This window comes from Sphaerotilus natans (assembly GCF_900156335.1).
GTDB lineage: Bacteria > Pseudomonadota > Gammaproteobacteria > Burkholderiales > Burkholderiaceae_C > Sphaerotilus > Sphaerotilus natans.
Genome location: NZ_FTMZ01000005.1, coordinates 221940 through 244542, shown reverse-complemented (window position 1 = coordinate 244542; position 22603 = coordinate 221940). Strand labels below are relative to the sequence as shown.

Genomic DNA, 22603 nt, shown 5'->3' with positions numbered 1-22603 from the left:
GGTCGAGCAGGCTGAAGACGCGCCCGAAGGTGTCGTGCGAGGCGATGCCGTTGGCGTACGGCAGATGCTGGCGCAGCCAGTCGATCTGCAGCTCGGCCCAGTCGGTGACCGAGACCCAGCTGTCGGCGCCACTGCTGACGCCGCACAGCGCCGCGAACATCAGCTCGTCCAGCGGAAACGGACACGACCGCGAGCGCGGATCGTCCAGTTCGGCCAGCGCCTCGATGAAGTGGGGGAGCAGCGGCGCAGTGGTCATCGGGGCGGGCGCCGCTTCGAGCTGCGGCGGTTGGGTCAGCGGGGCGTGTTCATAACACGGAACCGACCAGGTTCTTCATGCAATCGCCCTGCGTCAAGGGTCGATACACGGTCTGGTGAGAAATATTTGTAGAGTGTGCGGGGGCATCCAGCGGTTGACATGATTTTGGTTTTTGATTTGCTGTTGGGTTATTTAATTTTTGTAATGGGTATAAATTTTTATTCTTTTCTTGATGTGTTGACAGCTTTATTTTTGGCAAGAAATCACACCCGGGCAGTCAAAGAAGTGAAATATGTTGCAAAAAATTTCGACGCCCCGCACCCCCGCCCGCTGTCATCAACCCGACAAAAGCAACACCACCCGACGTGTCTCGGTGTCGTGAAAAAAGTCGTTGAAAATCAATGACTTGAGTGATGGGTGAGGGCTGGCATGGGCCTTGCGCTGAAGGGGTGGAACAGACACCCCAACCGCTGACGAGACCCGACGATGAAGCCTCTCCTGTCGAAGTCCTGCGTCGTGATCAACGACACCACGCTGCGCGATGGCGAACAGACCGCGGGCGTGGCCTTCTCGGATGACGAGAAGCTGGCGATCGCCGCGGCGCTGGATGCGGCGGGCGTGCCGGAGATGGAGATCGGCATTCCGGCGATGGGCGAGCACGAGACCGAGCTGATCGGCGAGATCGCCCGCCGCGTGCGCCGGGCGCGCACCATGGTCTGGGGCCGCATGGCCGACCGCGACATCGGCGCGTCGCTGCGCTGCGGCGCCGACATCGTCCATCTGTCGGTGCCGGTGTCGGACCTGCAGATCGAGCGCAAGCTGGGCCGCGACCGCGCCTGGGTGCTGGCGGCGATCCGGCGCTGCGCCGCGCAGGTGCTGGAGGCCGGCGCGGTGCCGAGCATCGGCTTCGAGGACGCCTCGCGCGCCGACGAGCGCTTCCTGACCCATGCGGCGGTCGTCGCGCAGCAGGCCGGCGCGGTGCGGGTGCGCTACGCCGACACGCTTGGCCTGCTCGACCCCTTCGAGACGCACCGCCGCATCGCCGCGCTGCGCCGCGAGATCGACCTCGACCTCGAGATCCATCCGCACAACGACCTCGGCCTGGCCACCGCCAACACGCTGGCGGCCGTGCGCGCCGGCGCCACCCACGCCTCCACCACCGTCAACGGCCTGGGCGAGCGCGCCGGCAACGCGGCGATGGAGGAGGTGGTCATGGCGCTGCGCCACCTGCACGGCATCGAATGCGGCATCGACACCGCCGCGCTGCCGGCCATCAGCGCGCTGGTGGCGGGCGCCTCCGGCCGGCCGGTCGCGCCGGGCAAGAGCATCGTCGGCGAGGCGGTGTTCAGCCACGAGAGCGGCATCCACGTCGACGGCCTGCTCAAGGACCGCCGCAACTACGAGACCTTCGCGCCGGAGGAACTCGGGCGCCAGCACCGCCTGGTGCTGGGCAAGCACTCCGGCTCGGCCGGGCTGATCCGCGCCTGCGATGCGCTGGGCCTGCGCGTGGACGCGCAGCAGGTCGCGCCGCTGCTCGATCGCATCCGCCGCCACGTCACCGCCACCAAGCGCGAGCCCTCGGCCGAGGAGCTGCGCCACTTCCACCGGGAAACCCGCTTCCAGCCGTCGATCCACACGGAGATGCCTTCATGGACAGCCTGATCCACCGTCTCAAGGCCCTGTCGAGCGCCGAGGACTTCCTGCAGTTCTTCGGTCTGAGCTACGACGAGCGCATCGTGCACGTCAACCGGCTGCACATCCTCAAGCGCTTCTACCAGTACCTGCACACCACCGAGGGCCTGTCCGGCCTCGACGAGGTCGAGACGTTCCGGCGCTACCGCGAGCTGCTGGCGCGCGCCTACCAGGACTTCGTCGCCTCCAGCGCCGCGCAGGAGAAGGTCTTCAAGGTCTTCCAGGACGTCGGCGGCCGCCAGAGCGTGCCGGTGACCTCGCTGCGCGACAGCCTGCGCGCGCGCCGCGCCGCGGCCTGAACGCCCGCCCGCCCACCGTCCGTCCCAGGAGAGCCGTCCCATGCACATCGTCGTCTGCATCAAGCAGGTGCCGGACTCGGCGCAGATCCGCGTCCACCCGGTCACCAACACCATCATGCGCCAGGGCGTCCCGGCGATCGTCAACCCCTACGACCTGTTCGCGCTGGAAGAGGCGCTGCGGCTGAAGGACAAGTTCGGCGGCCGCGTCACGATGCTGTGCATGGGCCCGCCGCAGGCGGAGGACGCGCTGCGCAAGTGCATCAGCTTCGGCGCCACCGACGCCATCCTGGTCACCGACCGCGCGTTCGCCGGCGCCGACACGCTGGCCACCAGCTTCGCGCTGGCCGCGGCGATCCGCAAGATCGGCGAGGAGCAGGCGGTCGACCTGGTCTTCACCGGCAAGCAGACCATCGACGGCGACACCGCGCAGGTCGGCCCCGGCGTGGCCAGGCGCCTCGGCCTGAACCTGCTGACCTACGTCAGCAAGATCAACGAGGTCGACCTGGACGCGCGCACCCTCACCGTCGAGCGCCGCGCCGAGGGCGGCGTGCAGCGCCTGAAGACCACGCTGCCGAGCCTGATCACCATGCTCGAAGGCACCAACGAGATGCGCTTCGCGACGATGGAGGACATGCTGCGCGCCGCGCGCGTGCCGGTGCGCAAGTGGAACAAGGACCAGGCCGGCATCGAGGACGTCAGCAAGATCGGCCTGAAGGGCAGCCCGACCATCGTCAGCAAGGTCTTCGCGCCCAAGGCCCGCAAGGAGCGCGCCGAGATGCAGGAGGTGGGCGACGGCAGCAGCGTCAACGACGTGTGCCTGAACCTGCTGCAGAAGATCTTCACCACCCACCCGACGCTCGAGCAGGAGACCGTCGACCGCCTGAGCGCCTGAGCCCGGCGCCGAAGCCCCCGACAGGAGAACCACCATGGCCGAACCCGCCAAGCCATCCATGTCCGCTGCGGCTGCCGCCGGCGCCGCCAAGACCGCCGGCCGCTCGGGCCGCAGCACCGAGCTGCCCGAGCACCTGAAGGCCTACAAGGGCGTCTGGGTGTTCATCGAGCACGACCGCGGCCAGGTGCACAGCGTCAGCTGGGAGCTGATGGGCCAGGCGCGCATCCTCGCCGACCAGCTCGGCGTGCAGGTCAGCGGCGTGCTGATGGGCGGACCGGCCGACGACATGGAGGCCTTCGCGAAGGAGGCCTATGTCTACGGCGCCGACCACTGCCACATCATGCGCGACCCGGTGCTGCAGGGCTACCGCAACGAGCCCTACACCAAGGGCCTGACCGACCTGGTCAACACGCACCAGCCCGAGATCCTGCTGCTGGGCGCCACCACGATGGGCCGCGATCTGGCCGGCTCGGTGGCGACGACGCTGGGCACCGGCCTGACCGCCGACTGCACCGAGCTCAACATCGACGGCCGGGCGCTGGCCGCCACGCGGCCGACCTTCGGCGGCTCGCTGCTGTGCACGATCATGACGCTGGCCTACCGGCCGCAGATGGCGACGATGCGCCCGCGCACCGCGCCGATGCCGCGCCGCGACGAGAGCCGCACCGGCACGATCTCGACGATGGCGCTGGGCATGATCGAGACCGACATCGTCACCAAGCTGCTCGAGTTCATCCCGGACGCGAACCGCAACACGGTGAACCTGTCGTACGCCGACATCATCGTGACCGCCGGCAAGGGCCTGAAGAACGCCGACAACATGAAGCTGGTGTGGGGCCTGGCGCGGGTGCTCGGCGCCGAGGTCGGCGCCACCCGCGCGGTCACGCAGGCCGGCTGGCTGGAGGCCGAGCGCCAGGTCGGCCAGACCGGCAAGACGGTGCGCCCGAAGCTCTACATCGCCGCGGGCGTCTCCGGCGCCATCCAGCACCGCGTCGGCATGGAGGGCAGCGACATCATCGTCGCGATCAACACCGACCCGAACGCCCCGATCTTCGACTTCGCCCACCACGGCATCGTCGGCAACGCGATGCAGGTGCTGCCCGTGCTGACGGCCACGTTCCGCAGCCATCTCGACCGCCGCATCCTCAAGGTCGCCTGACCGACCGAGCCCCCGAAGGAGAGCAGTCATGCCAGAAAAGTTCGACGCCATCGTCGTCGGCGCCGGCCCCTCGGGCAACGCCGCGACCTACACGCTGGCCAAGGCCGGCCTGAAGGTGCTGCAGATCGAGCGGGGCGAATACCCCGGCTCGAAGAACGTGCAGGGCGCGATCCTCTACAGCGACGCGCTGGAGAGGATCATTCCCGACTTCCGCGAGGACGCACCGCTGGAGCGCCACATCATCGAGCAGCGCATGTGGCTGCTCGACGACAAGAGCTTCGTCGGCACGCACTTCCGCAGCGAGGACTACAACAAGCCGCCGTACAACCGCTACACCATCATCCGCGCGCAGTTCGACAAGTGGTTCTCGTCGAAGGTGCGCGAGGCCGGCGCGCTGCTGATCTGCGAGACCACCGTCGAGCAGCTGCTGATGGACGGCGAGCGCGTCGTCGGCGTGCGCTGCGACCGGCTCGGCGGCGATGTCTTCGCCGACGTGGTCATCCTGGCCGACGGCGTCAACTCGACGCTGGCGCGCAAGGCGGGCTTCCACCCGGAGATCCAGGCCAAGGATGTCGCGCTGGCGGTCAAGGAGATCCTCTTCATGCCCGAGGAGGTCATCCAGGCGCGCTTCAACATCGGCGAGGAGGAGGGCGTCGTCATCGAGATGATGGGCTCGGTCACCGAGGGCATGGTCGGCACCGGCTTCCTCTACACCAACAAGGATTCGCTGACGATCGGCGTGGGCTGCATGCTCAGCGACTTCAAGACCAATCCGAACCGCACGACGCCCTACGCGCTCCTGGAGAAGCTGAAGAAGCACCCGAGCATCGCGCCGCTGATCGAGGGCGGCGAGATGAAGGAGTACTGCGCGCACCTGATTCCCGAGGGCGGCTTCCACGCGGTGCCGAAGATCTTCGGCCACGGCTGGATGATCGTCGGCGACTCGGGCGGCTTCGTGAACGCCGCGCACCGCGAGGGCTCGAACCTGGCGATGACCACCGGCCGCCTGGCCGCCGAGACGGTGATCGCCGCCAGGGCCGCCGGCAAGGACATGGACGCGAAGACCCTGTCGGCCTACAAGGCCGCGCTGGACGACAGCTTCGTGATGAAGGACCTGAAGAAGTACCGCGACCTGCCGGAGGTGCTGCACAACAGCCCGCACTTCTTCAGCACCTATCCCGGTCTGGTCAACCGGGCGGCGCAGACGATGTTCACCGTCGATGGCGTCGACAAGAAGACCAAGGAGCGGGAAGTGCTGGGCAGCTTCAAGGCCGCCCGCAAGCTGACCGGTCTGGTGGGTGATGCCGTCAAGCTCTGGAGGGCCGTGCGATGAGCGCTGCAGCCAACATCGTCGTCAACGTGGAAGAGAAGCTCTTCCAGAACCGCTACAAGGTCGACCACGGTCGGCCGCACATCCGGATCAAGGCGCCGGAGGTCTGCGCGAACGACTGCAAGGACCAGTCGTGCACCTTCGTCTGCCCGGCCTCCTGCTACAAGGCCGAGGGCAACCGCGCGGTGACGCTGATCACCGACGGTTGCCTGGAGTGCGGCAGCTGCCGGGTGATCTGCACCGAGCATGCCAACGTCGCGTGGGAATACCCGCGCGGCGGCCACGGCATCCTGTTCAAGTTCGGCTGAAGGGTCGGTCCGCGATGAACGATGTCGAACGCTTCCTCGCCCACGCGATCGCGCTCGAGCGCGAGGCCGCGCGACGCTACGAGGACCTGGCCGCGGCGATGCAGACCGACGGTCGTGCCGAGCTCAAGGCCTTCTTCGCCCGCATGGCGCATTTCTCGCGCCTGCATCTGGCCGAGGCGCAGGCCCGCGGCCAGTGGCGCGATCTGCCGGTGCTGGCCGACCACGAGTACGACTGGCCCGACGGCATCGCGCCCGAGACCGCCGACTGGGTCGGCGTCGACGCGCAGATGACGGTGCGCTCGGCGCTGGAGCTGGCGCTGGAGAGCGAGCGCCGCGGCCACGCCTACTACGCCGCGGTCGCCGCGCTGGCGCGGGACCCGGACGTGCGCCACCTCGCGGCCGAGTTCGCCGCCGAGGAGGCCGAGCACCTGGCCGAGCTCGAGCGCCGGCTGCACGCCTGCGCGGCCTGACCGACCGGAGTGCCAAATTTTGAGCTGCATCAAGGATGCGGGCTTCTGATGGCCAACTGCGGTGATCTGGCGCGCATTCGGCGCATTTGTTGCTGCAGCCCGCGCAGCATGCCGCGTCCAGGCGCCTTTCTGCCCCGTGCCGGCGCGAGGCATGCACCTTGCCGCGGCGCCTCGCCCACCGCGGCGCTGACCGGACCCCAAGGAGGTGCGTGATGCCGGACCGCCCCGCGATGAACGAGCGCTCGCATGTCGAGCTGATCACCATCCACGAGATCTGTCGCATCCTGGGCGGCTCGCTCGACATCTCGCGCACCTTCCGCGAGGCGCTCAACGTGCTGGTGGCCCACATCGGGCTGAGCCGCGCGATGGTGGTGCTGCCCGGCGGCGAGGAGGGGCAGGGCCCGCTGAGCGTGCACAGCGCCGTGGGCCTGGAGCGCGAGCAGGCCGAGCGCGGCCACTGGCGCGTCGGCGAGGGCGTGATCGGCCGGGTCTACGCCTCGGGCATTCCGGTGGTGATGCCCGACATCTCGCAGGCGACCGAGTTCATCGACCGCACCGGTGCCTTCGGTGCGCAGGACGAGCGGATGATGGCCTTCCTGGTGGTGCCGCTGAAGACCGACCATGACGTGGTCGGCGTGCTGGCGGCGCAGCGCGAGGTCATGGGCGGCGCGCGGCTGTCGGACGACCAGCGCCTGCTGACGATGGTGGCGACGCTGCTGGCGCAGTCCTTCGCGCTGCACCGTGCCGTCGCCGACGAGCACCACCGGCTGCGCCAGGAGACCTCGCGGCTGCAGAAGGCGCTGGCGCGCGAGCCGCGCGGTCGCTACGCGATCGACAACGTCATCGGCGACTCCCAGCCGATGCAGCAGGTCTTCCGCGAGGTGCACCAGGCCGGGCCGTCGCGCGCCACCGTGCTGCTGCGCGGCGAGTCCGGCACCGGCAAGGAGGCGATCGCCCGCGCGATCCACTTCCTCAGCCCGCGCAAGGACGCGCCCTTCATCAAGGTCAACTGCGCGGCGCTGACCGAGTCGCTGCTCGAGTCGGAGCTGTTCGGCCACGAGCGCGGCGCCTTCACCGGCGCGGTCGGCGACCGCAAGGGCCGCTTCGAGCTGGCGCACGGCGGCACGCTCTTTCTCGACGAGGTCGGCGACGTCTCGCCGGCCTTCCAGGCCAAGCTGCTGCGCGTGCTGCAGGAGCGCGAGTTCGAGCGCGTCGGCGGCACCAAGGCGGTCAAGGTCGACGTGCGGCTGATCTGCGCGACCAACCGCGACCTCGAGCGCATGGTGCAGCGCGGCGAGTACCGCGCCGACCTGTACTACCGCATCAACGTCGTCTCGATCTTCCTGCCGCCGCTGCGCGAGCGCCGCTCCGACATCCCGCAGCTGGTGGCGCACTTCATCGACCGCTTCAACAAGGAGAACCGGCGCAACCTGAAGGTCACGCCGGAGGCGATGAAGGTGCTGACCAGCTGCTACTGGCCCGGCAACGTGCGCGAGCTGGAGAACTGCGTCGAGCGCACCGCGACGATGGTCCCGGGCGAGGTCATCCGCGACCTGGCCTTCCCGTGCCGCCAGAACCGCTGCCTGACGCAGACGCTGCACTTTCTCGACAAGGCCGACGCGGTGGCCGCGGCGGCAGCGCTGCCGCCGCGTGCGCCGGCCGCTCCGCCCGCGTCCGCCCCGGTGCCGCCCCCGGCCATGCCCGCACCTGCGCCCGCACGGTCCTCGGGCTTCGTCGACCTCGATCATGATCACGACGACGACCTGGCCGAGGACGACAGCAGCTTCGCCGGTCTGCCCGACCTCGACGACACGGACGGCGAGGGCATCACGCTGATCGGCCCGACCGCGCAGCTCCCGCCCTCGGTGCGCCGCTTCGGCCCCGAGCCGCCCGACAGCGAGCGTGACCGGCTGATCTGGGCGATGGAGCAATGCGGCTGGGTCCAGGCCAAGGCCGCCCGGCTGCTGCGCATCACCCCGCGCCAGCTCGGCTACGCGCTGCACAAGCACCGCATCGAGGTGCGCAAGTTCTGAACGCGCGGAACGGGGCAGGGCGCGGCTGGCTGCCCGCGCGCCACCACGGGCTCGACACCGCCACGCTGTCGTGGCAGAGCGACTTCCGCGGTCAGGCGTCCGGGGCAGGGCGCTGCGAGCGCGCCGACTGACACGCCGTTTCCACGAGGTCGGCCCCCGATCGGAGGTGCCTGCGCCACAGGCCGGACGCCTCGGGCGCTCTGGATGTAACCAAGTTACATAAAACACGGAATAAGGGTTGCGACGGACAGGGTTCACACCGAGTTCTGATCGAATCAACGCAAACGAACGCAAACGATGACGCAAAACCGCAATCGGTTGCGATTGGGCTGATTTGGCCCTGAAATGGTGCATCTGAGGCCCATAAGATCAGGGTTTTCGCCAGTGTGGTCGGCATGTAAGGAAATTACATTGCTGCCGTGGCGTGACACGCCTCGCCTTCACCACCACGCGAATCAGACGGAGACAGCCCATGTCCAATTCCTTCAAGCAGATCGCGGCCGGCATCGCCCTGGCCTTCGGCTCGGTCGCCGGCGCGCATGCCGCGACGATCACCATTTCCTGCGGCTCGGTCGGCCAGGACTTCGAGTTCTGCAAGAAGACCACCGAGGACTGGGCGAAGAAGACCGGCAACACCGTCAAGCTGTTCACCCCGCCGCAGTCGACCACCGACATCCTGGCGCTGTTCCGCCAGATGTTCGCGGCCAAGAGCTCGGATCTGGACGTGATCAACGTCGACGTGGTGTGGCCGGGCATGATCAAGGACCACCTGATCGACCTGAAGCCCTACAGCAAGGGCGCCGAGAAGGAGCACTTCCCGTCGATCGTGGCCAACAACACCGCCGACGGCCGTCTGATCGCGATGCCGTGGTTCACCGACGCCGGCCTGCTGTACTACCGCAAGGACCTGCTCGAGAAGCACGGCGAGAAGGCCCCGACCACCTGGGAAGAGCTGGCGGCCACCGCCAAGAAGATCCAGGACGCCGAGCGCAAGGCCGGCAATGCCGACATGCAGGGCTTCGTCTTCCAGGCCAAGGCCTACGAGGGCCTGACCTGCGACGCGGTGGAATGGCTGTGGAGCTATGGCGGCGGCAACATCGTCGATGACAAGGGCAACATCACCGTCAACAACCCGAAGGCGGCCAAGGCGCTGAACACCGCCGCGTCGTGGATCGGCACCATCGCGCCGACCGGCGTGCTGAACTACGGCGAGGAAGACGCCCGCGGCGTGTTCCAGAGCGGCAACGCGGTCTTCATGCGCAACTGGCCCTACGCCTGGTCGCTGGGCAACGGCAAGGACAGCAAGATCGCCGGCAAGATCGGCGTCTCCGCGCTGCCCAAGGGCGGCGCGGATGGCAAGAATGCCGCCACGCTGGGTGGCTGGCAGCTGGCGGTTAGCAAGTACTCCAAGAACCCGAAGGAGGCCGCCGACCTGGTCATGTACATGACCAGCAAGGAGATCCAGAAGGAGCGCGCGATCAAGGGTTCCTACAACCCGACCATCCCGTCGCTGTACCAGGACAAGGAAGTGCTGGCCGCCGCGCCCTTCTTCGGCGACCTCTACAGCGTCTTCACCAGCGCGGTGCCGCGTCCGGCCACCGCCACCGGCCTGAAGTACAACGAGGTCAGCGCCGCCTTCTGGAACGCCACCCACGACGTGCTCTCCGGCAAGGAGAAGGCCGAGGCCAGCCTGGGCAAGCTCGAGGGCAAGCTCAAGCAGATCAAGCGCCGCGAGTGGTGATCCGCGCCTGATGGTTCCGGCCCGCGCCTGGCGGGCCGTCCGGGCGGCTCGTCCGCCCGATTCCCTTCGCGTCCGTGCATGACCCGAGCCCGCAGGCCTGCGTGCCTGCAGCCGGGTCGGGCCGCGCCTTTGCCTTCTTCTTGCCATTCCGGTCGGATCATGTCCTCCAAGACCCGCACTGCCTGGCTGTTCCTCGCGCCGATGCTGGTGACGCTGCTGATCGTGGCAGCGTGGCCGCTGGGGCGCACCATCTGGTTCAGCTTCACCGACGCCAACCTCAACGACATGGGCGCTGCGCGCTTTGTCGGGCTGGAGAACTATTTCGGCGAATACGGCCTGTTCGCCAACCCGAACCACACCGAGGGCTTCTGGCTCAGCGACTGGGGCATCTCGATCCTGAACACGCTGCAGTTCTCGCTGGTGTCGGTGCTGCTGGAGACGATGTTCGGCCTGGGGGTGGCGCTGCTGCTCAACCAGGAGTTCAAGGGCCGCGCGCTGGTGCGCGCCGCGGTGCTGGTGCCCTGGGCGATCCCGACCATCGTGTCGGCCAAGATGTGGGGCTGGATGCTGCATGACCAGTTCGGCGTCATCAACGCGATCCTGCAGGGCTGGGGCCTGATCGACGCCAAGGTGGCCTGGACGGCCGATCCGCAATACGCGCTGTGGACCGTGGTGGTGGTCGATGTCTGGAAGACCACGCCCTTCATGGCGCTGCTGATCCTGGCGGCGCTGCAGACGCTGCCCAAGGACTGCTACGAGGCCGCGCATGTCGACGGCGTGCATCCGCTGCGGGTGTTCTGGTCGGTGACGCTGCCGCTGATCCGCCCGGCGCTGATGGTGGCGGTCATCTTCCGCCTGCTCGACGCGCTGCGGGTGTTCGACCTGATCTACGTGCTGACCTCGAACAACAACAGCACCATGAGCATGTCCGGCTTCGTGCGCCGCGAGATGGTCGACAACGGCTACATGGGCTACGGCTCGGCGGCCTCGACGGCGCTGTTCCTCATCATCGGTCTGGCCACGGTCGTCTACATGCGACTGGGCCGGATGAAGCTCTCGGAGGATGCGTGATGCGACGCTCTCCCGCCGCCACCGCGGCCCTCTACACGCTGGCGCTGCTGGTCACGCTGGTCTCGGTCTTCCCCTTCGTCTACGCGATCACCACCTCGCTGAAGACCGGCTCGGAGCTGTTCTCCACCTCGCTGTGGCCCGAGAACGGCAGCCTGGCCAACTACGTGAGCCTGTTCACGGTGGCCGAGCAGCCCTTCGGGCGCCATGTCGTCAACTCGGTGGTGGTGTCGACGCTGGTGGTGGTGCTGTCGCTGTTCCTGGGCGTGACCGCGGCCTATGCGCTCGGGCGCATCAGCTTCCGTGGCCGCGGCCTGCTGCTGACCACCATCCTGGGCGTGTCGATGTTCCCGCAGGTCGCGGTGCTGGCAGGCATGTTCGAGATGATCCGCGCGCTGGGCCTGTACAACCGCTCGCTCGGCCTGGTGCTGCCCTACCTGATCTTCACGCTGCCCTTCACCGTCTGGGTGCTGACGACCTTCATGCGCCAGCTGCCCAAGGAGCTCGAAGAAGCCGCGATCATGGACGGCTGCAGCCCGTGGCGGATCATCAAGGATGTCTTCCTGCCGCTGCTGTGGCCGGCGCTGGTGTCGACCGGGCTGCTGGCCTTCATCGCGGCCTGGAACGAGTTCCTGTTCGCGCTGACCTTCGTCATCGACAACAACGAGCGCACCGTGCCGGTGTCGATCTCGCTGATCTCCGGCGCCAGCAAGTACGAGATCCCCTGGGGAAAGATCATGGCCGCCTCGGTGCTGGTCACGCTGCCCCTGATCGGTCTGGTGCTGGTGTTCCAGAAGAAGATCGTCTCCGGCCTGACGGCGGGCGCGGTCAAGGGTTGAACAAGGACACGAGGCTTTTCCCATGGCTCAGAACAGCAACTGGTGGCGCGGCGGCGTCATCTACCAGATCTACCCGCGCAGCTTCGCCGACAGCAACGGCGACGGCATCGGCGACCTGCCCGGCATCACCGCGCGGCTGGAGCATGTGGCGCGGCTCGGCGCCGACGGCATCTGGCTGTCGCCCTTCTTCAAGAGCCCGATGAAGGACTTCGGCTACGACGTCAGCGACTACTGCGACGTCGAGCCGATGTTCGGCACGCTCGACGACTTCCGCGCGCTGGTGGCCCGCGCCCACGCGCTGGGCCTGAAGGTGATGATCGACCAGGTGCTGTCGCACACCTCGGACCAGCATCCGTGGTTCGTCGAGAGCCGCGCCAGCCGCGACAACCCGAAGGCCGACTGGTATGTCTGGGCCGACGCCCGCGACGACGGCACGCCGCCGAACAACTGGCTCTCCATCTTCGGCGGCAGCGCCTGGCAGTGGGACACGCGCCGCTGCCAGTACTACCTGCACAACTTCCTGAGCAGCCAGCCGGACCTGAACTTCCACAACCCGGCGGTGCAGGACGCGATCCTGGCGAGCGTCAGGTTCTGGCTCGACCTCGGCGTGGACGGCTACCGGCTCGACACCGCCAACTTCTACTTCCACGACGCCGAGCTGCGCAGCAACCCCGGCCGCGGCGCGCCCGACCCGAGCAAGCCCGACCCGGCGGTCAACCCCTTCAACCCCTACGGCTGGCAGCGCCATCTCTACGACAAGAGCCGGCCGGAGAACCTCGTCTTCCTGCAGCGCCTGCGCGCGCTGCTCGACCAGTATCCCGACACCACGATGGTGGGCGAGATCGGCGACGACGACGGCCTGGCGCGGGTGGCCGAATACACCGCCGGCGGCGACAAGCTGCACATGGCCTACTGCTTCGACCTGCTGGGCGAGCGCCATGACGCACCCTTCGTGCATGGCGTGCTCGAGCGCTTCGGCCGCATCGTCGGCAGCGGCTGGCCGTGCTGGGCGCTGTCCAACCATGACGTGACCCGCGTGGCCACCCGCTGGGGCGGCGCCCGGCCCGATCCGGCGCTGCTGCGCCTGGCGCTGGCGCTGCAGGCCAGCCTGCGCGGCAGCGTCTGTCTCTACCAGGGCGAGGAACTGGGTCTGCCCGAGGCCGACGTGCCTTTCGAGGACCTGCAGGACCCCTACGGGATCACGATGTGGCCGCAGTACAAGGGCCGCGACGGCTGCCGCACGCCGATGCCCTGGTCGGCCGAGGCGCCCGACCTGGGCTTCGGCAGCGGCGCGGCGCGGCCGTGGCTGCCGCTGGCCGAGGCGCAGCGCGCGCTGGCGGTCGATCGCCAGGAGGCCGATCCGGGCTCGATGCTGCACGCCACGCGCCGGCTGCTGCACTGGCGCCGCACCCAGCCGGCGCTGGTGCACGGCGAGCTGGCGCTGCTGCCGCAGCACGATCAGGTGCTGGCCTTCGTGCGCGAGCACCAGGGCGAGCGGGTGCTGTGCGCCTTCAACCTGAGCGCGCAGCCCGCCGAGCTGGCGCTGCCGGCCGGATCGGTGCTGACGGACAGGCTCGACAGCGGCATCGGCGGCGCGCAGCCGGTCGGCGCCACGCTGCAGTTCGCGCCCTGGGGCGTGCTGCATGCCCGGCTGGCCTGAGGCCGACCCGAGAACCGAGACTTCACTTCTTTCCCGAGATCGAGATCGCCATGTCCCGCATCGACTTCCAGCAGATCAACAAGCGCTACGGCCCGAGCCTGCCGCTGACCATCCACGACGCCACGCTGACGATCGGGCAGGGCGAGTTCTGCGTCTTCGTCGGCCCCTCGGGCTGTGGCAAGTCGACGCTGCTGCGCATGGTGGCCGGCCTGGAGGACATCACGTCGGGCGACCTGTCGATCGGCGGCAAGCGCGTCAATGACCTGCCGCCGGCCGAGCGCGGCGTGGCGATGGTGTTCCAGAGCTACGCGCTCTATCCGCACATGACGGTGCGCGAGAACATGGCCTTCGGCCTGAAGGTGTTCGGCGCCGACAAGGCGGTGATCGAGCAGAAGGTGAAGAAGGCGGCCGACATCCTGCAGCTCACGCCGCTGCTCGATCGCCTGCCCAAGGCGCTCTCGGGCGGCCAGCGCCAGCGGGTGGCGATCGGCCGCGCGATCGTGAAGGAGCCGGACGTCTTCCTGTTCGACGAGCCGCTCTCCAACCTGGACGCGGCGCTGCGGGTGCAGACCCGGCTGGAGATCGCCAAGCTGCACCACGACATCGGCCGCGCCAGCATGATCTACGTGACGCACGACCAGGTCGAGGCGATGACGCTGGCCGACAAGATCGTGCTGCTGCGCGCCGGCGAGAAGGTGCAGACCGAGGGCAGCGTGGCGCAGTTCGGCACGCCGATGGACCTCTACCACCGGCCGCAGAACCTGTTCGTGGCCGAGTTCATCGGCAGCCCGAAGATGAACATCCTGCCGGGCCGGCTGATCGCCGCCGAGGCCACGCATGCGGTGGTCGACGTGCTGGGCGTGGCGGTCACGGTGGCGGTGGACGCGCGCCGCGCCAAGGCGGGCGAGGCGGTCTCGCTGGGCATCCGGCCCGAGCACCTGCTGCACGGCGAGGCCGAGGGCGCGGCCCTGCCAGTGCGGGTGCGCCACCTCGAGCGCCTGGGCGAATCGTCGATGCTCTATCTGGATCCGCAGGCGGCGGCCGCTTCCAGCGCGGCGGTGGCGCTGCCGCTGATGACGCTGCGCATCGAGGGCCACGCGAGCCAGGGCGCCGGCCAGTCGATGCAGCTGCGCCTGCGCCCCGAGCAGTGCCATCTGTTCGACGCGGCCGGTCAGGCCTTCGCGCGCACGGTGGAGCTGCCGGCATGAAGGCGACCCGCGCGCCGGTCTGGACCGCCCCCGATCCGCAGGCCGCCCGCCTGGTCGACGCGATGCGTCGGCGCCATGGCGCACAGGCCGGCTGGCCGGTCTTCGAGGCGCGGCTGCAGCGCCATGTCGCGACGCTGCGCGACGAGCTGCGCCCGCTGCACGGCGAGCGCGCCGACTTCGAGGACAGCGTGCTGCGCCTGCTCGAGACCGCCTGGGTCTCCTGGTGCGAGCGCCCGGCCGACCTGAAGGCGATGGATGCCGAGCGCGAGCAGGATCCGGCCTGGTTCCAGTCGCAGCGCATGCTCGGCGGCGTCGGCTATGTCGACCGCTTCGCCGGCGACTTCCGCGGTGTCGAGGCGCAGATCCCGTATTTCCAGGAGCTCGGCCTGAGCTACCTGCACCTGATGCCGCCCTATCTGTGCCCGGAGCCGCACAACGATGGCGGCTACGCGGTCAGCAGCTACCGCGAGACCCGGCCTTCGCTGGGCACGATGGCCGAGCTGCGCGCGCTGGCGCAGCGCCTGCGCGAGGCCGGCATCTCGCTGGTGCTGGACTTCGTCTTCAACCACACCTCCGACGAGCACGTCTGGGCGCAGGCGGCGCGCGCGGGCGACCCGGTCTTCTCCGACTACTACTGGATCTTTCCCGACCGCACGCTGCCCGACCAGTACGAGCGCACGGTGCGCGAGATCTTTCCCGACGAGCATCCCGGCGCCTTCAGCCAGATCGAGGACGGGCGCTGGGTCTGGACCACCTTCCACAGCTACCAGTGGGACCTGAACTACAGCAACCCGGAGGTCTTCCGCGCGATGGCCGGCGAGATGCTGTTCATCGCCAACCTGGGCGTGGAGTTCCTGCGCATGGACGCGGTGGCCTTTGTCTGGAAGCGCCTGGGTACGCCCTGCGAGAGCCTGCCGGAGGCGCATCACCTGCTGCGCGCCTACAACGCGCTGGCGCGCATCGCCGCGCCGGCGCTGCTGTTCAAGTCCGAGGCGATCGTGCATCCGGACGAGGTGGTCTCCTACATCTCGCCCGCCGAGTGCCAGGTCTCGTACAACCCGCTGCAGATGGCGCTGCTGTGGAACACGCTGGCCACCCGCGAGGTCAACCTGCTGCAGCTGGCGCTGGAGGAGCGCCATCACCTGCCCGAGGGCACCGCCTGGGTGAACTATGTGCGCAGCCATGACGACATCGGCTGGACCTTCGCCGACGAGGACGCGGCGCGCTTCGGCATCGACGGCTTCGACCACCGCCAGTTCCTGAACCGCTTCTACGTCGACCGATTTCCCGGCAGCTTCGCGCGCGGCGTGCCCTTCCAGGACAACCCGGCCACCGGGGACTGCCGCATCTCCGGCACCTGCGCGGCGCTGTGCGGGCTGGAGCAGGGCGACCCGCACGCGGTCGCGCGCATCCTGCTGCTGCACGGGGTGGTGCTGTCGAGCGGCGGCATTCCGCTGATCTATCTGGGCGACGAGATCGGCCAGGGCAACGACGCCGGCTATGCCGACGATCCGGCCCGTGCCGGCGACAGCCGCTGGGTGCACCGGCCGATGCGCGATGCGCACCGCCATGCCGAGCGGCTCGATCCGAGCACCGCGGCTGGGCGCATCCACGCCGGCCTGCGCCACCTGATCGCGCTGCGCCGCCATCTGCCGGCCTTTGCCGGCGGCCGGCTGCTGCCGTTCTGGAGCCGCCATCCGGCGGTGCTGGGCTACCGGCGCCCGGCGCCGCAGGGCGACGAGGCCCGCGGCGGCGTGCTGGTGCTGGCCAACTTCAGCGAGCGCCCGGCCAGCGTGCTGCCCGAGGTGCTCTCGGCCCAGCCTGCGACAATGGTCGACCTGATCGGCCAGACCGCCTTCGATCTGCGCGCCGGCCTGACGCTGGCGCCGTACCAGATGGTCTGGCTGGTCGCGAGCGGCGCCTGAGCCCCGGTCTGCCGGAGGACAGGCCCGTTCCTTGCAAGCCTGTCCGCATCCGGACGACATGCCTTCCATGACCGACTTCCGCCTTCCTTCCTTCGATCCGGCCGATGTCGCCGACCCGGCCGCACGCGCGCGCCTCGACGAGCTGACCCGCCAGGCGCGCGAGATCATCCTGGCGCGCCAGGACCCCGACACCGGCCTGCTGCCGGCCAGCACCGCGATCACGGTGCATGGCGACTACACCCACGCCTGGGTGCGCGACAACGTCTACAGCATCATGGCCGTCTGGGCGCTGGGCCACGCCTGGCGTGCGCGCGACGCGGCGCAGGCGGCCGAGCTCGACGCGCGGGTGATCCACCTGATGCGCGGCCTGCTGGCGGCGATGATGCGCCAGTCGGCCAAGGTCGAGCGCTTCAAGCACACCCAGCATCCGCTCGACGCGCTGCACGCCAAGTACTCGACCCGCAGCGGCGAGCCGGTGGTGGGCGACGCCGAATGGGGCCATCTGCAGCTCGACGCCACCGCGATCTTCCTGCTGATGCTGGTACAGATGAGCGCCGGCGGCCTGCAGATCGTGCGCTCGCGCGACGAGCTGATGTTCGTGCAGAACCTGGTCTGGTATCTGGCGCACGCCTGGCGCACGCCCGACTACGGCATCTGGGAGCGCGGCAACAAGCGCAACGACGGCCGCGCCGAGATCAACGCCAGCTCGGTGGGCATGGCCAAGGCGGCGCTGGAGGTCGCCAGCGGCGCGCGCCTGCTGGCCGACGGCCCGGCCATCCATGTGCCGGCCGAGGCGATCGCGCATGCACGCCACACGCTGGAGAACCTGCTGCCGCGCGAGTCCGAGTCCAAGGAGACCGACGCGGCGCTGCTGTCGATCATCGGCTTTCCGGCCTTCGCGGTGGGCGACGCCGCGCTGGTCGAGCGCACCCGCGCCACCATCGTCGGCCGGCTGCAGGGCCGCCACGGCTGCAAGCGCTTCCTGCGCGACGGCCACCAGACGGCGGTCGAGGACCACAGCCGCCTGCACTACGAGCCCGGCGAGCTGCAGCGCTTCGCGCACATCGAGTCGGAGTGGCCGCTGTTCTTCTGCTATCTGCTGCTCGATGCGCAGCTGCGTGGCGACGAGGCCGCCGCGCGCGACTACCGCCAGCGCCTGGAGGCGCTGATGGTCGAGCAGGACGGTCAGCGCCTGCTGCCCGAGCTCTACATCGTGCCGGCCGAGGCGGTCGAGGCCGAGCGCGCCGCGCCGCAGAGCCAGGCGCGGGTGCCCAACGACAACGTGCCGCTGGTGTGGGCGCAGAGCCTCTATCTGGTCGGCGTGCTGCTGCAGGAGCGGCTGGTCGCGCCGCAGGTGCTGCTGCCGCGCGGACGCCGTCCCGGCGTGCTGGCCGGGCGGGTGGTGCCGCCGGAGCCGGTGCGCATCCAGGTCGCGCTGCTGGCGGCCGACCGGCTGGTGCAGGCGCGCCTGGCCGCGCACGGCATCCGCAGCCAGACGCCGGCGGAGATCGCGCCGGTGCAGCTGCGCTACGCCGAGGATCTCGAGATCGCGCTGGCCAGCGTCGGCCGGGTCGACGCGCTGGGCCTGAGCGGGCGTCCGCGCGGGCGCCTGGGCAGCCTATCGACCAGCCAGGTCTTCCGCGCCGGCGACGAGGCCGGCGCGTCGTCATCGGCTGCGTCCGCGCTGATGCTCTTCCTGCCGTCCTTCTACGGCCGCCAGGGCTTCTACCTGACGCTGGACAACCGGCTGCTGGTCGACGAGCTGCGCGCCGAGCTGGCGACGCTGCGCCGCCACTGGCAGGTGCGCGACCAGCAGGGCCAGCCGCTGCTGACGCTGCTGGTCGGCGAGCCGATGCTCGAGGCCGACGGCGCGGACGCGCTGATCGGCTTCCTGCAGTCGCTGGGCGTCGGGCTCGACGAGCCGGATGTGCAGGTCGGACCGCTGGCCGAGCTGCTGCCGCGGGTGCGCTGCACGCCGCTCGACGGGCTGGAGTCGCTGGCCGCGTCGGCCCGTCCGGTGGCGGGCATCGGCAGCGGTGCCGCGCTCACGGTCGACCTGAACTGGGAGGAGGGCGCGACCCGGCCGCTGACGCCGGCGCGCGCCGCCGCGCTCGAGCACGAGGAGGACGCGCATGCGCTGCAGCGCCAGCTCGCGCGCAGCCGCAATCCCTACGAGCAGATCGAGATCCTGGGCCTGCTGGTGCGCCGGGGCGGCGCCCGCTGGGGCACCGAGCGCGGCCTGTCGGTGGGGCAGATGACGCAGGCGCTCTACGAGCGCGCCTGCCGCGAGCGCCACTGGGGCCTGATCCGCCGCGCCGCCGCGGTGCTCGACGTGCACGACACCGCGCTGGAGGAGGCGGTCGCGCAGATCGTCGCGCGTCAGAAGCGCATCGTCGTCGGGCGCAGCTATGGCGACGGCGCGGTCATCGACCGGCCGCTGCCCAGCGCCGAGATCTTCGAACGCATCCGCCGCTTCGGCGGCGACGACGCGCGCGCGCGGGTGCTGCTGCAGGAGGTGGTGCTGCTGCTGGGCACGCTGATCAAGGCCGACGCGCCGCTGCTGCGCGGCACGCTGACCCTGCGCGCCTGGTACCTGATCCTGCTGATCACCGGCTGGCTGGCGCGCGAGCACGGCCTGACCCAGGCCGAGGGCTTCGACTTCCTGCTGTCGCTGAGCCCGCAGGCCATCCTGCGCCGGCTGCGCGAGGTGATCGCGCACGAGCAGGAGATGGGCCGCAACCTGCTGCGGCTGCAGTCGCTGCACGGGCGCGTCAGCCGCGACGGCGGGCCACTGGCGCGGGTGCGCTTCCCGGCCTCGGCCGATCCGGTGCTCGATGATGCCTCCGGCGGCTGGCTGGCCTGGCGCGAGGTGCGCGGCGTGCTCACCCGCCTGCCCGAGGACTTCCACGCCCGCGTCTGGGAGGTGCTGCGCCATTTCCCCGGCCTGGTGATCGGCGACCAGCTCGACAGCCGCAACCGGCTCGACAGCCACCTGGCTCGCGCCGACATGACTGCCTCCGAGCGGGGCTTCGCGCTGCAGGTCGACGATCTGCTCAACAAGATCCATGCGCCGGAATACCGCCAGCTGACGATCGAGGCGCTGATCGCGGTCTCCGACATCGCCCGCGCCAACCCGGACCTGGCCGCCGACGGGCTGCTGGTGATGGACGTGCTGATCGGCATCGCGGTGCGGCTGGGCTGGGAGCAGTCGCTGCCCGCGCGCGCCCGGGGCGAAGGCGCGGACGACGACACGCCGCCGCTCGACTACAACGAGCACAAGGCCGCCGCCTGGCAGGGCTTCTACGCGCTGCCGCCGCACCGGGTGGCCACGCTGGTGATGGACGCGCTGGCCTTCCTGATGACGCCGGAGCCGGCCGAGGCTGCCGCCTGATTCAGCCGGCGCCGAAGCGCAGCGTGCGGCCTTCGGTGGCGCTGCGCGTCACGCAGTCCATCAGTGCCATGACCGCCAGCGCCTCGCGCGGCGGCACCGGGTTGGGCGCCAGGCCGCGCAGCGCGTCGCGGATGCCGGCGTAATAGGCGCGGTAGTCGCCCGCCGGGCGCGGTTGTTCGATCACGGCGCCGTGGGCGTCGGCCTGCAGCGCCGGGCGCGCATCCTCGCCCCAGCCGGGCGCGCCTGGGGCCATGCCGGCCTTGAGCTGGTCTTCCTGGATGTCCAGACCGCTGCACAGCCAGCTGCCGCAGGTGCCGTGCGCCTCGAAGCGCGGCGCCTGCCAGGCCGCCAGCCGGGTCACATGCAGCGTGACGCGGCGCTGCGCGCCGTAGCCCAGCACCACCTGCGTCCAGTCGTCCACGCCCTGGCCGCCGTCGCGCAGCGAGGCCTGCTGCGCGCAGACGGTGTCGGGCGGGCCGAAGAGCTGCAGCACCTGGTCGACCACATGCGGCCCCAGGTCGAACCAGAGGCCGGCGCCGGGGCCGGGCCGCTCGCGCCAGCGGTCGCGCGGCGCGGGCGAGAAGCGGTCGAAGCGCGAGACCAGCTCGCGCACCTCGCCCAGCGTGCCGCCGTCGATGGCCGCGCGCAGGCTCAGGAAGTCGCCATCCCAGCGCCGGTTGTGGAAGACCGACAGCAGCGCGCCGCGCGCCTCGGCCAGCGCGACCAGATCCTCGGCCTCGGCCAGCGTGACGGTGAAGGGCTTGTCGATCACCACCGCCTTGCCCGCCCGCAGCGCCGCGCGCGCCAGCGGGTGGTGGCTGTCGTTGGGCGAGGCGATCACGACCAGGTCGATGTCGGGCGCGGTCGCGGCCCGCAGGTAGTCCGGCTCGACCGCCAGATCGGTGCGCCAGGCGTGCACCTTGGCGGCGTCCGACGAGGCCACCCGCACCAGCTCCAGCCCCTCGACCGCCTCAATCAGCGGGGCGTGAAAGGTGCGCCCGACATAGCCGAAGCCGATCAGCGCCACGCGGATCGCGGGCAGGGTGGGGCTGGACGGTGAACTCATGAAACGCACGCTCCAATGAAAAAAGGTGAGCTCTCGACCGGAGAGCCCACCGAAGAAAGGGTGGCAGCACTCTTTGCCACCCCCTCAGGACCACACAGACCGTGGACCCCGAAAGTGCTGCGGCGCAGCGCCCCGAGGGGCGCACGCACCGATCAGAAGGCGTAGTTGACGCGGACGCGCAGGCCGATCTGCTTGTCCATGTTGGTGCCCTTGGCGTAGGAGACGGCCGGGGTGATGGTCGCACCGGTCTCGAACAGCGGCAGGCTGTAGGCGGCGTAGAAGATGTTGTCCTTGTTCGAGCCGGTCTTGTCCAGGATGTAGCCGACGCCAGCCGGGCCGAAGGTGGCGTTGGCGCCGAAGCTCTCGCCCTTGACGCCGCCGACCTTGCCGGAGGCGAAGCTCAGGTTCAGGCCGGCACCGGCCATGGTGGTGCCGACGGTCAGGCCCGCGCCGCTGACCTTCTGGCCGGCGGCGTTCTTGCCTTCCTCGGCGCCCAGCTTGACCGAGAAGCCGCTCATGCCGAAGCTGACGACCGGGCGCACGCCGGTGTTCTTCTTGTCGGCCATGACGCCCAGCTCGAAGCCCAGGCCGCCACCGACGTTCAGGTTCAGCGCAGCGTGAGCCGAGGAGGTGCGGCCACGGAAGTTGTTGGCACGGAAGCCGGCGGCGGCGTTGCCGTCCTCGACCATCACGTCCTTGCCCAGCGGGAACAGGTCAGCGGCTTCGAAGCGGCCCAGCTTGATGTCGCCGGAGGCGTTGCCGAACTGGACCCACATGTCGTCGACCGTGGTCACGCCGCCCTTGCCGGCCATGTAGCTGGCGCGTGCAGCGACGAAGCCGCCGCCCTTCTCGCTCTTGGAGGCGGCGTTCAGCTCGACGCGGCCGCTCTGGCTGGCACCGCGCTCGGCGTTCTGGTAGGTGGTGTCGAGTTCGACGTTGGCGTCGAAGCTCACGGCGGCGAAAGCCGGAGCGGCGAACAGGGCGGCGATGGCCAGGGCGGCTTGCGTCTTGCGGATCATGGTCTTGACTCCTCTTTCGTTGCGGATTCGGTCGCTTGTCGCTGTGTGCGTTCGACCTTGGGTGATGAACAGTAACGACGTTTAACCGCTTATTTACTTCAGGTTAACCCTCAGTTAACGGCTTTTGTTGTTTTTGGGGGACTGTGCTCGGATGTCTGATTGTCCCGAGCCGTCCCGAACTCCGGGAGCGGATCGAGCCGTGCGTGCAGCGGGTTACAGAGCTGACTCAGCGCTGATTCTGGGGAGA

General features: G+C 69.5%; 18 protein-coding genes. 15 read left to right on the top strand and 3 right to left on the bottom strand.

What is annotated here, in order from left to right; genetic code table 11:
- On the bottom strand, nucleotides 1–256 hold a 256-nt coding region (locus tag BW996_RS07190; protein ID WP_139330785.1), incomplete at its 3' end, for a transposase family protein.
- A 486-nt stretch (nucleotides 257–742) separates the two neighbouring features.
- Here BW996_RS07190 and nifV point away from each other — a divergent pair.
- The 15 genes from nifV to BW996_RS07115 all read left to right on the top strand — a co-directional run bounded on the left by nifV (nucleotide 743) and on the right by BW996_RS07115 (nucleotide 20271).
- On the top strand, nucleotides 743–1918 hold the full coding sequence (gene nifV / locus BW996_RS07185) for a homocitrate synthase (RefSeq protein ID WP_037478193.1): 1176 nt from the start codon (nucleotides 743–745) through the stop codon (nucleotides 1916–1918).
- Nucleotides 1906–2247 (top strand): nitrogenase stabilizing/protective protein NifW, encoded by a 342-nt coding sequence (gene nifW / locus BW996_RS07180; RefSeq protein WP_037478191.1) that lies wholly within the window; start codon nucleotides 1906–1908, stop codon nucleotides 2245–2247. Before nifV ends, nifW begins: the two co-directional genes overlap by 13 nt.
- Before the next feature lie 40 nt (nucleotides 2248–2287).
- Nucleotides 2288–3139, top strand: a complete 852-nt coding sequence (locus BW996_RS07175) for an electron transfer flavoprotein subunit beta/FixA family protein (protein ID WP_037478189.1) — start codon at nucleotides 2288–2290, stop codon at nucleotides 3137–3139.
- A gap of 58 nt (nucleotides 3140–3197) precedes the next feature.
- Entirely contained in the window at nucleotides 3198–4298 is a 1101-nt protein-coding gene (locus BW996_RS07170) for an electron transfer flavoprotein subunit alpha/FixB family protein (protein ID WP_037478206.1), read from the top strand.
- A gap of 28 nt (nucleotides 4299–4326) precedes the next feature.
- Nucleotides 4327–5631 carry an FAD-dependent monooxygenase gene (locus BW996_RS07165; RefSeq protein WP_037478188.1) on the top strand — a complete coding sequence of 435 codons (1305 nt, stop codon included), beginning with the start codon at nucleotides 4327–4329 and terminating at the stop codon, nucleotides 5629–5631.
- Nucleotides 5628–5936 (top strand): ferredoxin family protein, encoded by a 309-nt coding sequence (locus tag BW996_RS07160; protein WP_037478186.1) that lies wholly within the window; start codon nucleotides 5628–5630, stop codon nucleotides 5934–5936. The genes BW996_RS07165 and BW996_RS07160 overlap by 4 nt, the downstream gene beginning before the upstream one ends.
- A gap of 14 nt (nucleotides 5937–5950) precedes the next feature.
- Entirely contained in the window at nucleotides 5951–6406 is a 456-nt protein-coding gene (locus BW996_RS07155; protein WP_037478183.1) for a ferritin family protein, read from the top strand.
- Nucleotides 6407–6618: 212 nt separating this feature from the next.
- A complete protein-coding gene (gene nifA / locus BW996_RS07150) occupies nucleotides 6619–8439 on the top strand; it encodes a nif-specific transcriptional activator NifA (RefSeq protein WP_037478181.1) in 1821 nt (606 codons plus the stop codon).
- 472 nt (nucleotides 8440–8911) lie between these two features.
- Nucleotides 8912–10180 (top strand): ABC transporter substrate-binding protein, encoded by a 1269-nt coding sequence (locus BW996_RS07145; RefSeq protein ID WP_051631526.1) that lies wholly within the window; start codon nucleotides 8912–8914, stop codon nucleotides 10178–10180.
- Between the two features lie 159 nt (nucleotides 10181–10339).
- Nucleotides 10340–11251 (top strand): carbohydrate ABC transporter permease, encoded by a 912-nt coding sequence (locus tag BW996_RS07140; protein ID WP_051631525.1) that lies wholly within the window; start codon nucleotides 10340–10342, stop codon nucleotides 11249–11251.
- Nucleotides 11251–12087 carry a carbohydrate ABC transporter permease gene (locus tag BW996_RS07135; RefSeq protein ID WP_037478177.1) on the top strand — a complete coding sequence of 279 codons (837 nt, stop codon included), beginning with the start codon at nucleotides 11251–11253 and terminating at the stop codon, nucleotides 12085–12087. The genes BW996_RS07140 and BW996_RS07135 overlap by 1 nt, the downstream gene beginning before the upstream one ends.
- A gap of 22 nt (nucleotides 12088–12109) precedes the next feature.
- Complete coding sequence (locus tag BW996_RS07130; RefSeq protein WP_037478175.1) at nucleotides 12110–13747, top strand: alpha-glucosidase family protein; 1638 nt, start codon at nucleotides 12110–12112, stop codon at nucleotides 13745–13747.
- A 50-nt stretch (nucleotides 13748–13797) separates the two neighbouring features.
- Entirely contained in the window at nucleotides 13798–14955 is a 1158-nt protein-coding gene (locus BW996_RS07125; protein WP_037478173.1) for an ABC transporter ATP-binding protein, read from the top strand.
- Nucleotides 14952–16880, top strand: a complete 1929-nt coding sequence (locus BW996_RS07120) for an amylosucrase (protein WP_051631524.1) — start codon at nucleotides 14952–14954, stop codon at nucleotides 16878–16880. Before BW996_RS07125 ends, BW996_RS07120 begins: the two co-directional genes overlap by 4 nt.
- A 67-nt stretch (nucleotides 16881–16947) precedes the next feature.
- Nucleotides 16948–20271 (top strand): phosphorylase b kinase regulatory subunit alpha/beta, encoded by a 3324-nt coding sequence (locus BW996_RS07115; RefSeq protein ID WP_051631523.1) that lies wholly within the window; start codon nucleotides 16948–16950, stop codon nucleotides 20269–20271.
- 1 nt (nucleotide 20272) lies between these two features.
- Here the strand turns inward: BW996_RS07115 and BW996_RS07110 are convergent, their stop codons facing one another.
- Both BW996_RS07110 and BW996_RS07105 read right to left on the bottom strand, forming a co-directional pair.
- The gene (locus tag BW996_RS07110; RefSeq protein WP_037478171.1) at nucleotides 20273–21337 is read right to left on the bottom strand and encodes an oxidoreductase; all 1065 of its coding nucleotides are present in this window, start codon (nucleotides 21335–21337) and stop codon (nucleotides 20273–20275) included.
- A 152-nt stretch (nucleotides 21338–21489) separates the two neighbouring features.
- Nucleotides 21490–22356, bottom strand: a complete 867-nt coding sequence (locus BW996_RS07105) for a carbohydrate porin (protein ID WP_037478169.1) — start codon at nucleotides 22354–22356, stop codon at nucleotides 21490–21492.
- Nucleotides 22357–22603 lie beyond the last annotated feature (247 nt).

Excerpts from the sequence above, each read along its gene's own strand:
- nifV (WP_037478193.1), top strand. The coding sequence starts at position 743 with ATGAAGCCTCTCCTGTCGAAGTCCTGCGTCGTGATCAACGACACCACG.
- nifW (WP_037478191.1), top strand. The coding sequence starts at position 1,906 with ATGGACAGCCTGATCCACCGTCTCAAGGCCCTGTCGAGCGCCGAGGAC.
- BW996_RS07175 (WP_037478189.1), top strand. The coding sequence starts at position 2,288 with ATGCACATCGTCGTCTGCATCAAGCAGGTGCCGGACTCGGCGCAGATC.
- BW996_RS07170 (WP_037478206.1), top strand. The coding sequence starts at position 3,198 with ATGTCCGCTGCGGCTGCCGCCGGCGCCGCCAAGACCGCCGGCCGCTCG.
- BW996_RS07165 (WP_037478188.1), top strand. The coding sequence starts at position 4,327 with ATGCCAGAAAAGTTCGACGCCATCGTCGTCGGCGCCGGCCCCTCGGGC.
- BW996_RS07160 (WP_037478186.1), top strand. The coding sequence starts at position 5,628 with ATGAGCGCTGCAGCCAACATCGTCGTCAACGTGGAAGAGAAGCTCTTC.
- BW996_RS07155 (WP_037478183.1), top strand. The coding sequence starts at position 5,951 with ATGAACGATGTCGAACGCTTCCTCGCCCACGCGATCGCGCTCGAGCGC.
- nifA (WP_037478181.1), top strand. The coding sequence starts at position 6,619 with ATGCCGGACCGCCCCGCGATGAACGAGCGCTCGCATGTCGAGCTGATC.
- BW996_RS07145 (WP_051631526.1), top strand. The coding sequence starts at position 8,912 with ATGTCCAATTCCTTCAAGCAGATCGCGGCCGGCATCGCCCTGGCCTTC.
- BW996_RS07140 (WP_051631525.1), top strand. The coding sequence starts at position 10,340 with ATGTCCTCCAAGACCCGCACTGCCTGGCTGTTCCTCGCGCCGATGCTG.
- BW996_RS07135 (WP_037478177.1), top strand. The coding sequence starts at position 11,251 with ATGCGACGCTCTCCCGCCGCCACCGCGGCCCTCTACACGCTGGCGCTG.
- BW996_RS07130 (WP_037478175.1), top strand. The coding sequence starts at position 12,110 with ATGGCTCAGAACAGCAACTGGTGGCGCGGCGGCGTCATCTACCAGATC.
- BW996_RS07125 (WP_037478173.1), top strand. The coding sequence starts at position 13,798 with ATGTCCCGCATCGACTTCCAGCAGATCAACAAGCGCTACGGCCCGAGC.
- BW996_RS07120 (WP_051631524.1), top strand. The coding sequence starts at position 14,952 with ATGAAGGCGACCCGCGCGCCGGTCTGGACCGCCCCCGATCCGCAGGCC.
- BW996_RS07115 (WP_051631523.1), top strand. The coding sequence starts at position 16,948 with ATGACCGACTTCCGCCTTCCTTCCTTCGATCCGGCCGATGTCGCCGAC.
- BW996_RS07110 (WP_037478171.1), bottom strand. The coding sequence starts at position 21,337 with ATGAGTTCACCGTCCAGCCCCACCCTGCCCGCGATCCGCGTGGCGCTG.
- BW996_RS07105 (WP_037478169.1), bottom strand. The coding sequence starts at position 22,356 with ATGATCCGCAAGACGCAAGCCGCCCTGGCCATCGCCGCCCTGTTCGCC.